The sequence below is a fragment of the Fontibacillus phaseoli genome, assembly GCF_003337355.1.
GTDB lineage: Bacteria > Bacillota > Bacilli > Paenibacillales > Paenibacillaceae > Fontibacillus > Fontibacillus phaseoli.
Window position 1 is genome coordinate 192,516 of sequence record NZ_QPJW01000002.1, and the last position, 13,202, is coordinate 205,717.

12 protein-coding genes are annotated in these 13,202 nt (G+C 48.1%); 2 read left to right on the forward strand and 10 right to left on the reverse strand.

Annotated features, from left to right (window positions below; genetic code table 11):
* Positions 1–390 precede the first annotated feature (390 nt).
* From DFP94_RS08260 to DFP94_RS08290, 7 genes are all read right to left on the reverse strand, one after another.
* The gene (locus DFP94_RS08260; protein ID WP_114495998.1) at positions 391–735 is read right to left on the reverse strand and encodes a DUF4181 domain-containing protein; all 345 of its coding nucleotides are present in this window, start codon (positions 733–735) and stop codon (positions 391–393) included.
* 43 nt (positions 736–778) lie between these two features.
* The gene (gene murI / locus DFP94_RS08265; RefSeq protein WP_114495999.1) at positions 779–1,561 is read right to left on the reverse strand and encodes a glutamate racemase; all 783 of its coding nucleotides are present in this window, start codon (positions 1,559–1,561) and stop codon (positions 779–781) included.
* 207 nt (positions 1,562–1,768) lie between these two features.
* Entirely contained in the window at positions 1,769–2,347 is a 579-nt protein-coding gene (locus DFP94_RS08270; protein ID WP_181873071.1) for a GNAT family N-acetyltransferase, read from the reverse strand.
* A 28-nt stretch (positions 2,348–2,375) separates the two neighbouring features.
* A complete protein-coding gene (locus DFP94_RS08275) occupies positions 2,376–3,167 on the reverse strand; it encodes a lipid II flippase Amj family protein (protein WP_114496001.1) in 792 nt (263 codons plus the stop codon).
* Between the two features lie 59 nt (positions 3,168–3,226).
* On the reverse strand, positions 3,227–4,021 hold the full coding sequence (locus DFP94_RS08280; protein WP_181873072.1) for a hypothetical protein: 795 nt from the start codon (positions 4,019–4,021) through the stop codon (positions 3,227–3,229).
* 27 nt (positions 4,022–4,048) lie between these two features.
* Complete coding sequence (locus DFP94_RS08285; protein WP_114496002.1) at positions 4,049–4,354, reverse strand: DUF5316 domain-containing protein; 306 nt, start codon at positions 4,352–4,354, stop codon at positions 4,049–4,051.
* Positions 4,355–4,623: 269 nt separating this feature from the next.
* A complete protein-coding gene (locus DFP94_RS08290) occupies positions 4,624–6,729 on the reverse strand; it encodes a carboxylesterase family protein (protein WP_114496003.1) in 2,106 nt (701 codons plus the stop codon).
* 145 nt (positions 6,730–6,874) lie between these two features.
* Here DFP94_RS08290 and DFP94_RS08295 point away from each other — a divergent pair, with 145 nt between their 5' ends.
* Together DFP94_RS08295 and DFP94_RS08300 are read left to right on the forward strand one after the other, a co-directional pair.
* Positions 6,875–7,171: a transposase gene (locus tag DFP94_RS08295; protein ID WP_114496004.1), complete on the forward strand. Its 297-nt coding sequence runs from the start codon at positions 6,875–6,877 to the stop codon at positions 7,169–7,171.
* An 11-nt stretch (positions 7,172–7,182) separates the two neighbouring features.
* Positions 7,183–8,046: an IS3 family transposase gene (locus DFP94_RS08300; protein WP_245954681.1), complete on the forward strand. Its 864-nt coding sequence runs from the start codon at positions 7,183–7,185 to the stop codon at positions 8,044–8,046.
* Positions 8,047–8,964: 918 nt separating this feature from the next.
* Here DFP94_RS08300 and DFP94_RS08305 read toward each other — a convergent pair.
* The 3 genes from DFP94_RS08305 to DFP94_RS08315 are packed head-to-tail and all read right to left on the reverse strand — an operon-like array spanning position 8,965 to position 13,200.
* Positions 8,965–9,612, reverse strand: coding sequence for a pentapeptide repeat-containing protein (locus DFP94_RS08305; RefSeq protein WP_114496006.1), 648 nt, complete (start codon positions 9,610–9,612; stop codon positions 8,965–8,967).
* Positions 9,613–9,664: 52 nt separating this feature from the next.
* Complete coding sequence (locus DFP94_RS08310; RefSeq protein WP_114496007.1) at positions 9,665–11,863, reverse strand: DEAD/DEAH box helicase; 2,199 nt, start codon at positions 11,861–11,863, stop codon at positions 9,665–9,667.
* The gene (locus DFP94_RS08315) at positions 11,860–13,200 is read right to left on the reverse strand and encodes an ATP-binding protein (RefSeq protein WP_114496008.1); all 1,341 of its coding nucleotides are present in this window, start codon (positions 13,198–13,200) and stop codon (positions 11,860–11,862) included. Before DFP94_RS08315 ends, DFP94_RS08310 begins: the two co-directional genes overlap by 4 nt.
* Positions 13,201–13,202: the final 2 nt, after the last annotated feature.

Sequence of the window (13,202 nt, forward strand, 5' to 3'; positions counted from 1 at the left end):
CCCTTTACCTCTGCAAAAACGAATATCGGTCGAAATAACTGGAGGTTTTCCAGATATTTTTGTACAAGGTCCAGTTTCACCAGAATTAACTGGAGGTTTTCCAGTTAATCTCTCACCGTGCACAACCGGTACCGACCGGTGACAACATATGCTGCTCCTAATGGGTCTCTCCATAATTCCATATCCCCTACAATGTTTTTATGTATAAAAAATGACCCTACCTGAGAATGCGCTTGTCTTAGGCTGGGTCAATTTTTAGTCCGATCAGGTTCTATGTCATTGGAATGTATAACGTTTTGCCGATCTTAAGAGTAAAACATATCCCCATCTTTGTAGATATAACATTTAACATAGTGCCGGAATTCTTAGGCAACGGAAGCATCCCTTTATTCAGAGTAGATAATAAACCAGAACGATCCCAAGGACCAGTACAATCAACGAAACAATATATTGCCTGGATTCCCTTTGATACTTCCAATCTATAAAAGACTGGAAGCCAACAGTCAGTATGACGAATAGCATCCAAAACCACTTCATGGCTAAGCTATCCATGCCTACCGCAAATGCAATAACAATGAAGACGATAATCCCTACCAATGCAAGAATTATTTTCCCCCATATGTTCACTTCCTTGCCCTCTTCAGGCAGTTCCCGTTTATCCAATCCTACGATCCATATTCTTAAAATCAAATGGACAAAGACGAGAAGTATACATATAAAACTAATAACCACCATGAATCACTCTCCCATTCCGATCACATTTTCGTAATCCTGACATTCAGGAGAAATCATCTTCTTTTCTAAACAAAGTAAGTGCCCGCTCCATCTTTTGCAGATATTCATCCGAGTTGCTTGAACAAAGGAATTTGATGTCATTTTGCCCGTGGTCGTTGAATAAATGGTTGTCTCTCAGAACTTGAGTTAGCCTGTTTATCGTTCCTGCTCTTCCATCGACGATTTGAATATGCTTGGGCAAAAGTTCCGCTAACTTATTTTTGTAAAAAGGATAGTGCGTGCAGCCCAACACAACGGTACCATATTCATCGAGTTGAAATGAATCCAGCTTCTCGGCGAAATAGTGACTCAGGGTCTCGGGATCAAAATTTAGCGACTCGCAATACTGTACCAATTCGGGCAGAGGCATAGAATCGACGATATTCATATTATCCACGCTTGTAACGAGATCGCGGTATTTGGATTGATTTAGGGTCAATGGAGTGGCGAAAACCAATACTCTCTTCCCCGTTTCCCGATTCATCTCCACGGCCGGCTTTACGGCTGGCTCCATGCCGATGATCGGGATGTCATAGGAGCTCCTAAGTTCCGCTACAGCCAAGCTTGTCGCCGTATTGCAAGCAATAACGATCGCTTTTATGTCTTCTCTCATGATCGTCTCGATAGAATGACGGATATATTTTTTCACATCTTCTTTGGGCTTAGTACCATATGGAACATGCAGCGTATCGGCATAAAATAAAAAATCTTCCTTGGGCAGCTCTTTCAGAGCCGCCGACAGAACGGTCAACCCGCCTAGTCCGGAATCAAAAATAGCGATTCTCATTGCTTTCACCCACCTGTACTTGTTGTTCACACTGCTTAGATGATTATACATCGTGACAACCTAAGGGGGATAGCCCACAAGAGCGGAAGAAGGCAAGAGCCTGTTTTTCATAATTTCATCTGTTCACAACATCCTTAAAATCTCTAAGGATTAACCGGGTGGTTACGAGATACATAGTGATCCTCCATTAGCAAAAGATTATAATATTTATTCCTGATTAAGCTCACTTAAAAATTCTCTTCTAAGAATGGAATACAGCTTTTGGTTTTTATATTCATTTCTAATTTTGAGTTGTTCCCTGATTAAACCTTCAAATGTCATTCCTAAATTCTGCATTACTTTTTCGGATCCAAAATTTGCTTCATTGCATCTTGCTTCAATTCTATTAAGTCCCAGTTCCATAAAGCCATACTTTATCAGCGCTCTACTTGCCTCCGTGGCTATCCCCCGGTTCCAATAGGTTCTTGAAACCGCGTAACCCATTTCTGCCCGGTCATGATCCTCATCAAATCCGAACAAACATATTCTGCCTATCACCTTACCGGCAGCCTTGTCTACGATTCCCCAGTTGAATGAATGTCCGGTCTGGAAATGACAATCCAATGAATTTAGGAATGCTCTCGCATCCTCGATCGAATGATGGTAATCCCAGCGGACATGCTCGGTCAGCATAGGATCACGTGAAAAATCAAAGAAATCTTCGGCATCCGAACATTCCAATTTCCTTAGCAAGAGCCTGCCGGTTTCAAATACCGGTTGTGATGAAAATAATAGATCGGTATTCAAAATTCTCCTCCTTTCTTAGGTCAGCCTATTAAAGAAGTTTTATAATGAACGATATAAAGTAAGCCGCAGGCAACAATAAGACCTGAGCAAATAAGGTACCCATCAACCGTGATACCATTAACAGGACATAAATTTTACCCAATTGATCCCGATACAACTTATCGTTAATCGCCCGATCCGTAATTAATCCTACTTGAGGATCTATAAATATGGTCAGCAATATCGTTGCGATACCATTGATTAGTCCCGAAGATTGGGATGCAGTTGTACTTAACTCAGGGACCAGATGGGCCGCGTACAAAGAAGATAACACTCCGACGGTATAAATGGCTGTTACAAATATATTCAAAATAATAAATCTTTTGGAGATTCCCAATACTTTAAATTGGCTTAGCCGAAAAGATGGTTTTCTTAGATAATGTCGCGTATTTTTTAATTGTCCAATTGTCACGCTGGATATAAGCCGCGGCAATGAACCCGCAACTTCCAGTTTAGATATGACTCTCTCCCACAAAATCACAAAAGTCGGGAACAGAAAGATGGCTATAATCGTACCTACAGAGGATGCAATTAAAATAATTCTTAAATAACCTAAAACATTAAACGCGGGGTCCGTCTTGGCAAAATCGATGAACTTAGCCGTCATTGGGGCTTGTATGAGATTAGCTGTTCTTGAGACGAGCACAATAATCCCTGTTAAGGACAGGGCAACTGCTATTTTGTTGATTTTTACTCCGGCAAACCGGAGCGAATACGACAGGGTCTCGGCAGTATGTATGATCATAGTCAAAACAAATATAGAAATTAAGTAATTCGTCATTATTTAGTGGTCTCCAATGAATGTTCGAATTTTTCACCAGCGTTCGATATGCTTGTAGTCTAAGTCCAAATAATCGGGTTTCCCGTTTGCATGGAAGCCTCAAACAGCTTCCGCAGCACTCCGGCGGAAGGAAAATCTGAGCTTTTAAGTTCCCTCGTAACGACTTGAAGCGAGCTTGGATAATAAAGCTCTTCGACTCCCCAAATCTTTTTCCTGAAGGGGTGATCACACTCATGTACCCGTCCCGTCTCGGTATCGTGAAACCGCACGAGCGGATGTTCCCGGCTAACGCTCTCACCACGAATAACTTCCTGGGTGAAAGCTACCGACCGAAACAGTTCACCGTTAGCCCCGTGTATGATGCAGAATCCCCGTTCATTTAACCGGTAAGTAAGTTGTCCTCCGGAAGCGTAGAACCAACTGTCTTCACCCGCCAGCGCCTTCTTATATTCTTCCAGAGATTCAGGCTCCACCAGAAATGTCCCCTGAAGTTCACGAATCATGGACTCCAGAATATCCAGTTCCTTTAACGCCTTATCTGCCTGATTCGCAGGCAGGGGTTTCCCCCCAATCGAGCTTAACAACGGAAAATAGCCGATCCCGAGCCGATCCATTGCTCCATAAAAAAAGTTCCCTCCAGCGGTATTGGCGACCCGATCATAATAGTAATAAAAGTCCTCATGTTCACAAGCCTGTTCCCGCCAACGCAGGAAGAGCCGGTAGATTTCATCGTCTCCGGAGTCCGACAAATCGATCCCCTCTTCCGTCCATTCCAGCAATCCGGAATCAAAGGGAGGGGGCTTTACTTTTCCTTCTTTTACGCAATTGCATACTACATAAGCATCAAGTCCCATGTATGCTCCTCTTTCTGCGCTACTATTTCATTTCGACATTAAATACAATACAAGTGCGGTTGCCAGCCAGGGCAGGCCAAAGATAAAGAATAATGAAGAATACTTGCTTCTAAACCTCTTATCCCCCTCTGTTTCAATACTTTCATTCGCTCTTGTTCTATCCCCGCTAATAAAAGCACCGGAAAGTAATCCCGCTAACAACCAGGAAACCAATCCGGCTCCGCCGGTTATTTTTATTGCCGTTTCTCCATTACTTAAAAGACTTATAAATATTGCTGCAATGATACATGTAACTATTCCAATAAACAAAGTTCTCGTTAACAAAGACTTCATATTCAATTACTCCTTTCCGCTTTCAACCTGGGAGCCAAAAATTCCATGAGCCAACAATCTCTTAATTGACTTTCATGACGCTCATGCCGTTTCAGTAAGCTTATTTTAAAAAAAATGATAAACGCTCCAGCATTCACAAAAGCCCAAGCCACAGATAGCTCTTATCTTGGGCTTGGGCTTTTGTGGTCTGAGCTTCTTCCATGATTATACATTCAATCTCACATGCGCGATAGACCGAGTCCTGAATAGAATGAGCCGTCTTGCGCCCGTCAATCCGTCAGGTAAATATCGCCGAAGGCATGGATATCTTTCGCCGTGCCGATTCCACTATTGAATTCCAGCCATCCCTTGCGTCCATCCCCGTCATTGTCGTTTAGCAGCAATGAAAATTTCAATTTCATTCCCGGCCTCACTAACGCTTTATTCAGGATCAACTCGTCCCAGGGGATAGCGACTTCATAGACCGTTATTTGATTCTTTCGATGAATAGCAAGCTCGGTTTCAAAAAAGTCTTGTATGCTAAAACCTGGCGGCGTTAACCAGCGCCACTTGGTCAATTGTCCCTCGTCATCCATGGCCAGGCCAAATTCATGGTATTCGGGCGGGTTGCCTCCATCCGCATTAGCTATGCCAATCGCAAACTGTATCCCGTCCCCGTTCCAGATTTCGCTGCCGCTCGACGATTGGACATGCTTATCGTCGGTAACTTCCAGAGCAAGATATAAATTGGCAGGATCCCAGCATAAAAAACCTGTCGCGCTGGCATCGTCCTCCCCATTCCAATCCTTCATTTTAACGTCTCCCACATCGAAGACGGCGCAATCTTTCCATTCCTTCAGCTCCCCATCAATGCGGATATTGCTATGAGGCTTATCAATTTTCAGCGCATGAAGAAAGTCCCCACTCCTATGCACCAATTTGCCTGAAACGTCATATCCTCGTACCCGTCTCTCCCCGCTTGCCAACTCCGGGATAATCATCACGATACTTTTCCCCGGCTCCAGTTGATCCACGTCGGTGGTGAAGGTCCCTTGATTCCCTTGCTCCGTTTCATAATTAACTTGCAGGGAACCATTGAAATTGTGCTTGGATTGGTTCGTAAGGGTCATATGAGTTTTCATTTTTTGATCCGCCGCATCAAAATACGTTTCAAAGCTTTCTTTCAGAGGATTCAAAACTTTGACATTGATCACAAATCCCGAAGCCGAAGCGGCACGGTCATCCCGAACCATATTGACGAAAATCGTATAATTTCCGGGTTCCAAACCTGCAGGAACTTGGAGATAAACATTTTGGCTTTCTTCGCTCTCAACCAGCGACCAGTCCAACGGTGCGAATACTTGGAGCTCTGCTTCACCTGAATTGAGAACATAGTCGTTTGGCAATTTAATATCGACAAGATCACCGGAAACGGCCGCAAGCCCTGCGTTCTCGGGAAGTTCCTCTGTCTCGGGACTACTCATCACATTCCACAAAAAATGCGTAATCGTCTCAACGACATCATCGATGAACTTTTCGTTTTTATAATCATGTCCGGCGCCCTCCATCGTAAACAGATTATGATAAATTCCATGTTGTTCCAATATGTCGTTTAAATCCAGGCTTTGCCAGTAGGGTATCATTGCATCGATCGTTCCATGGATAATCAGGACGGGAGGCAGTTTTTTATGAACGCTATTCTCCAGCAGACCGCCGTAGATATCCACGATGGCTAATACCGGTTTAACGAGCGAAGGATCGTTCCGCAAATATTCGTTGGCAAAATTCATCGCCAGATAGCCTCCCGCGGAGTCCCCTCCGATCACGATCTTTTCAGGATCCAATCCATAAGCTGCCGCGTTGTCATGGATCCAGCCGATCACATCGGATATATCCTCGTATGCATCCGAAAGGGTGAGCGCAAAGTTGTTGAACGGGTCGGTTTTCAATCTGTAATTCATTGACAAAACAACGTAACCTCGTTCTGCCAGCTTCATAGATATGCTCGCCGCATCCTCCTTGCTCCCTTCCTTGTATCCTCCTCCATGAATGAAAATAAAGACCGGCCTCTGCTTGTTGTTATCTCTTGCCGGCTCATACAAATCCAGATTTAGCGGTTCTTCGTTCTCCGTCTCATTTTTCTTGTTCGCATAAACGATATTGCTTTTCGTACTTACATCGAATAGAGGAGATAAATACCTGACTTCACGCTGCTCATGGCTTAGGATCACCTTCATTGAAACGTCACTAGTTCCGTTCGAATTGCTTGCGATCTTTGATAGATTCGAATTTGCTTCAGAAGGGTTCATATTCTCTTTTGCCTGTCGATTTATGAACAGCCCAACTCCCAAAATAAGCAATAAACCCAGAAGAAAATAAACCGGCCACCGTTTCACTCCAATCCCCCCGGAAGATATTAATTTCCAATTATTTAAAATTTAAATTCATTTTAAGATCGCGATTGCACCTAGTATAGAAAGTGGACACCTCTTAACCACTCACGGATAATAGAGTTAATATAATTAAGAGGTGGCGCGGACCATGAGTGAAAAAAGGCAAAGCTACAACGAGACGTTTAAACGAGAAGCCGTGAGATACGTTCAAGAACAGACGAAGTCCCTTCCTCAGATTGCTGAAGAACTAAACATAAATTCGGATACCTTACGGCAATGGGTTGGGAAGTACCGGGAGTTTGAGAACGAACCTATCAACCACGGCGAGACTCTTCGCAATCAGTCTCAAACTATTCACGACCAGCAACGTGAGATTGAGTATCTGAAAGAGGAGATCGCGATCTTAAAAAAAGCCATGCACATCTTCAGCAAAGAAAGGAACTAAGGTTCCAGTTCATCGAAGATCATCGCTCCGAGTTTCGAGTGGAGAAGATGTGCGAGGTCCTCAGCGTTTCCAGGAGCGGCTTTTACAAGTGGTTGAACCACGTGCCAAGTGAACAGCAAAAACGCAAGGAGCAGCTTACAGCGCGCATCCAATGGCACTATATCGACTCGGAGAATCGTTACGGCAGCCCTCGAATATGGAATGAACTCCAAAAGGAAGGGTGGATTGTCGCAGAGAAAACAGTCAGCAATATTATGCGGGACCACGGGCTTCGCTCGTGCATGAGTCGTAAGTTTAAGGTAATGACCACCGACTCCAAGCATGATTTGCCGATTGCACCAAATTTGCTCAAGCAAAACTTCAAAGCAACAGCCCCAAACCAAAAATGGGTTGCAGACATTACCTACATCCCTTGTCGCCAAGGGAAGCTGTATTTGGCAAGCGTTTTAGATTTATGCACAAAGCAAGTAGTTGGATGGAAGCTTAGTGATCGAATGACCACCGAACTTGTTACTGAAGCGTTAGACCAAGCCTACAAAGCCAAGAAACCGAAGAAGGGGCTCATCCATCACTCGGATCGAGGCTCCCAGTATGCCTCTAAGGAGTACCGCAACAAACTCAAGAAATACAAAATCAAGGCGAGCATGAGCCGCAAGGGCAATTGCTACGACAATGCTTGTATCGAAGCCTTCCACAGCATCTTGAAACGGGAGCTCATTTACTGTTCGCCGAAATTCAAAACAAAGCAGGAAGCCTTTGAAAAGCTATACAGGTACATTGAGTTTTTCTACAACCGCAAACGTTCCAACAGCACACTTGGCTACATGTCCCCGTGTCGTTTTGAGGAGCAATTTTACCGTAAGCAGGCAGTGTAAGAAGTGTCTACTTTCTTGACAGAAGAGCAGATCCGGTATAAACAATAATGCATTCCATCTTTTATTGAGTGTAATCATACGCAATGCGCAAAATAAATAACACCGGGAAGTCCCGGTGTCAATGACAATGCCAAGAGTTTCTTTGATTTGCGGGATGGATAGGCCGCCATGCAACGAAGCGCCACTTTCTTCAACATAGTCGTTTCAAGACTTCCCTGCGCATTTAGCGCTTCCAGCGCAAAGCTTTATGCTAATTTCAGATCGCTCAATGTCATCCTCTCCTAGTCATCATTTTTTTTAGGTCAGATGTTAACTAGGTATGATGAGCCATACGGGCATGGATTTGATCTTGGTTGCTGTTTCCTGCTTGCTAGTTGCCAGACTTACTTACTAGTTACAACTTATCACTTACTATTTACTATTCATTCCAATCATTCGTTTTGTCAACTCTCATTGCTGCGGCATGGAGAACTTAAGGCAGCTTTCCGACGAAAAACCCTGTCCTTTTATAAGCACAGGGTTTCTCAGGTGGCCAATTTCTTCATGTCTCAATAACGACCTTTTGGGGCCTTATTTCCTCGAATGGGGCAGGCATAGCGAAATAGTATCCTTTTAGGTCTTTATTTTAATTCATAATAGCCAAAGTAGCTTCAAGTGGTTATTTCTTCGAAAACAAGGTCCCAAAAATCCCCTAATTCAAGCTGCATGACCTAAAAGCGCGAAATAGCGCCCAAAAAGGACGCTATTCCAGCAGAACAGATTCTAAACCTGGCAGTACCACCATAGGAGGTATTTTGACAGTTCATTGTCATTGTCCTTCGTTTTTTCGAAGCTTGTGGAATCCTTCACACTGATTAAAACATAAGAAAGGTTCGGTAAGTAGTTTTATCCCCTAACCGCCCCGTTCCGTCCCCTCTGCTATTCCTTCACCTTCAGCCCCAGCAGCTTGGCAAACCCGATCGCCTGCTGAGGCGATACCGTGCATCCGGGTAGCGCTTGTATGGGGATATCCACCCGTTCATAGGTGCAAGTGCTGATATCCATGCCTTTTAACGAGGTGTCATTGAAATCGGCCTCATTTAAATCGCATTCCTGAAGCTCGACATCCTTAAACTTGCAGCCGTAAAAATTAACATTCTGCATGGAACAGCCGGTAAATCTCACCTGCTTCAGGGATGCCTCCACCAGATCGCTCAAATTCATCAAACAGTTTTCAAACGTCACGAATCCCAGATTGGCTTTGGACAGATTTACCCCGGTCAATTTACAATCCTTAAAATGTACGCGATGAATAATCCCCTTTGGCAACACCGAGTTGGACAGATCGCAGTTTTCCAGCACCGTGTCCGTCAAATCCATCCGATCGAATGTGGTGTGGGCGAAGGAACAGCCCCGAAGAAGTACTTTGGACATGATACATTTATCCAGGACCCCATGCTCGAAATGGACACCGTTCATTATGTTATTGACCAGTTCATGATCCTCGTCCTCCAGCAAGTCTTCCAAATACGCCTCTTCTAAATTTGCCGGAAGCTGCGGTAACATTATTTTCGTTTTTGCCGCCATCCTTATCACCCGCTACTTGTTAATGAAAAGCTCTATCTTAGTTCGTTTATTCCTACGATTCCGTCTGCTTTGCCAGCACTTCTGCAAGTCCTTTTACATCCAGCCCATCCACGGCAAAAGCGCGCCGAACCAGATCCGGCGGCACAAACTCGTCATATTTGCCCAAATATGGAGCTTCAGCGGCATCAAGAAGTGACTCAGCATCCGGGATCGCAGACAACTCTGCTTGAATTGCTGCCAGCAGTTCCTCGGCCCTCGTTCTTCCGGCAACGACCATGTAATACGGTTCCATCGGGACGACCTGACGTAGCCCCATCGGCTCCTTCAGGTTATGCTTCAGCAGACGTTCCAGCGTACGGAACTGTTTGCTTCCGCCCCAAGGCAAAATAAACACGGCATCGCCGCCCGCCGGAATCACTGTGCTGCGCAGCAGCCCGCTTTCCCGGGCGAGCCTGCGCGACCGTTCCAGACGATTCACCGCACCGGGCGCCAGATAGGGGTACAACGTCTTCTCCTCCAGCACCTGGCGCATTTTTTGCATCACCCGGGTATGGACATCGCCGCCGGCTCCAAGCCAAAGCGTATCCACCTTGCCTCTGGAGGATTTCACGTATACCGCTTTATGCTTGTTGTCCACTTCCTCCACTTTCCACAGCTTGCCGGCCAGCGTAAAACAGTAACCCGGCGGCGGTACGGTGGTGATGCTCCCGATTTCCTCGGAGCCGTCATATACCACATGCTCCTCGTCGTCCTTAAACACCGCATAGAAACGGAAGTTATTCACTACCTTTTCCCCGCCGAGCCCGATGATCAGCGTGCCTTCCTCCGTCTGCTGGACGTGGTCGGTCTGTAGCAAATACTGCAGCAGCAGCTTATACTCGTCCGGCTCGATCCCGCGAAAAGCCGGCAGCGTCAGCACCGCCCTTGCCAGATCGGCAGGCTCCGCCTCGCCGATGCTTTTGAGCGTGCTCATGGTCTGATGGTAGAGCACACCGACCGGCTTCTTGCGCAGATCCAGCGGCTCCACCCAGCGCTCGCGGACGTACAGCTCGATGACGGCGATAGCCCGCAGCAGCGTCCACGGCATCCGCGCGGGCAGTTGCGCTTCCTCGTCCTCTTCCTCCGCGACGAGGAACATCATCTCCGACGCCTGGTCTCCCCGGCGTCCGGAGCGGCCGAGCCGCTGCACAAAGCTGGAGCAGCTGTACGGCGCCCCGAGCTGGATGACCCGCTCCAGCTCGCCGAGATCGATGCCGAGCTCCAGCGTCACCGTCGCTGCGGCCACCGCAGGTCCGGGACCGGAGCGCAGCGCGGCTTCGGTCTCCTCCCGCAGCATCGCGGAGATGCTTCCGTGATGCACATGGAACACGTCCCGCTCCTCCCGCTTTGCGGCGATCCGGCGCATCTCCAGGGTGGTCAATTCCGCGTCGGAGCGGCTGTTGGTGAAGACGAGCGCTTTTTTCCGGTGCGTGTGATCATAAATAAAGTTGTGATAGTTCTGCTTGGCAAGCTCCAGATGCTTGGCCTCCCGCTCATTCCGGGCATCCGGGAACGAAAAGTGCTCCACCGACAGCTTCAGCTTCCGCCCGCCGTGCGGCGAAACGACCTCGACGGACTGCGGAGTGCCCGCCCCAAGCCAGCGCGCCGCGGTGTCGTAATCGCTGAGCGTTGCCGACAGCCCGATCCTTCTTGGCGAACAAGACGCCATCCGCTCCAATCTCGTTAACTGGCTAAGTACCTGAATGCCCCGATCCGCCCCCATAAAGGCATGCACCTCATCAATCATGATATAACGCAGATCATGGAACAAGGCTGGGATCGCATTCGGCCGGTTCATCAGCAGCCCCTCCAGCGACTCAGGCGTAATCTGCAGAACACCGCAGGGGCGCTGCATGAGCTTGGTCTTTTCACCTTGCGAGACATCGCCGTGCCAGTGCCAGACCGGAACTTCTCCTTCCCTGAGCAGTTCGGTGATCCGTTCAAACTGATCATTGATCAGCGCTTTCAGCGGCCCGATGTACAGGATGCCGACGGATCCGGAAGGGCGGTTGTACAGCTCGGTGAGCGCCGGAAAAAAAGCCGCCTCCGTCTTCCCGGATGCCGTGCCGGAAGCGATCAGCAAGTGATGCGAAGTATCGAACAACACCCGGCAGGCTTCAACCTGGGCCTCGCGCAGGGCGTCCCATTTTTTGCGGTACATGTATTCCTGAATGAACGGTGCCAGCCGGGAAAATAGATTTTGCCCGCTCATAGCTCAAACTCCGCCAAGAAGTCATCCAGCTCGTCAGCGGCTTCGCTTTTCTTGGCTGCGCCTTGGGCGGCGTATTGTTGTTCGCGCTCGCCAAGCAATTCCTCGAACGTTAGCTCCTCATGCTGGTGCAGCATATGCAGCACATCCATGAAGTCCCGCACAACCTCCCGGGTGGTGAGCAGCTCCGCGGCGCCAAGGCGGCCCACCGCCGCCTGCATAAATGTTATCAACTGCTCATCGCGCAGCTGCGGCTCATAGCCGGCATGCATCGCGTGAATGTCCCGCAGTTTTTGCAGCAGGATCAGGATCTCCTCATGCGAAAGCATGTCCAGCCTCAGAATCGGCGAGGTGTACGTACGCCGCGTCCCGCTGCTATAGCGCCCGTCCATGAGACGCGACCGCAGGGCATCATAGCTGAACAGCCCGCGGCGCTCATCCTCCACGAACTGTGGCGTGCCGCCCAGATAGATGCCCAGGTACTGGGCTTTACCTTGCATCGTGTCGTTAAACATCGTGAGCAGCTTCTCATAGTTGCTTTGGCGGGAAATGCTGTTCGTAATTTTGTACAGGTTCACGCCTTCATCGATAAAAAGCAGGAGTCCTTTATACCCGATCCGCACCGAGAACTCCGCCCATAGCTTCATATAGTCGTACCAATTGTCGTCATCGATGATCACGCCGACCCCGAGCTCTTGACGCGCTTCCGTTTTGGTGCCGAATTCTCCGCGCAGCCACCGCAGCGCCGCCGCTTTCCGGTCATCGTCGCCAAGCTTATACCCCGACCAATAAGCAGCCAATACCTTGGCAAAATCAAACCCGTGCACCAGGTTCTGCATTTCATTGGTGACCGCATAGATGCGAAGTTCCACCGCTTCATGAAGCTTTGGATCGCCGGGGCGCAGGCCGGTGTCCTGCATCTGCTCCTGCTGAAGGGCGGCAATCCATTTTTGCAGCATCGGCTCCAAGGCGCCTCCGTCCGGTCTCGTCCGGGAGGATAAGTGCATCATCAGTTCCCGGTACGTGGCCAGCCCCTGCCCCTTCGTTCCGACGAGACGCCGCTCCGGCGACAAATCGGCATCCGCCACCACAAACTCGCGATCCATGGCATAATTGCGGATCATCTGCAGCAAGAAGCTTTTGCCGCTCCCGTAACGTCCGGTAACCAACCGAAAAGCCGCCCCGCCCTCACCGATGTTATCCATATCCTGCAAGATCGAAGCTACCTCCGGTTTCCGTCCGACCGCGATATGCTCGAGCCCGACCCGCGGCACCACCCCGGCCGTCAAGGAATTCACCAACGCCGATGTGAGCCGCTTCGGGATTTGCATCTGTTTCATCG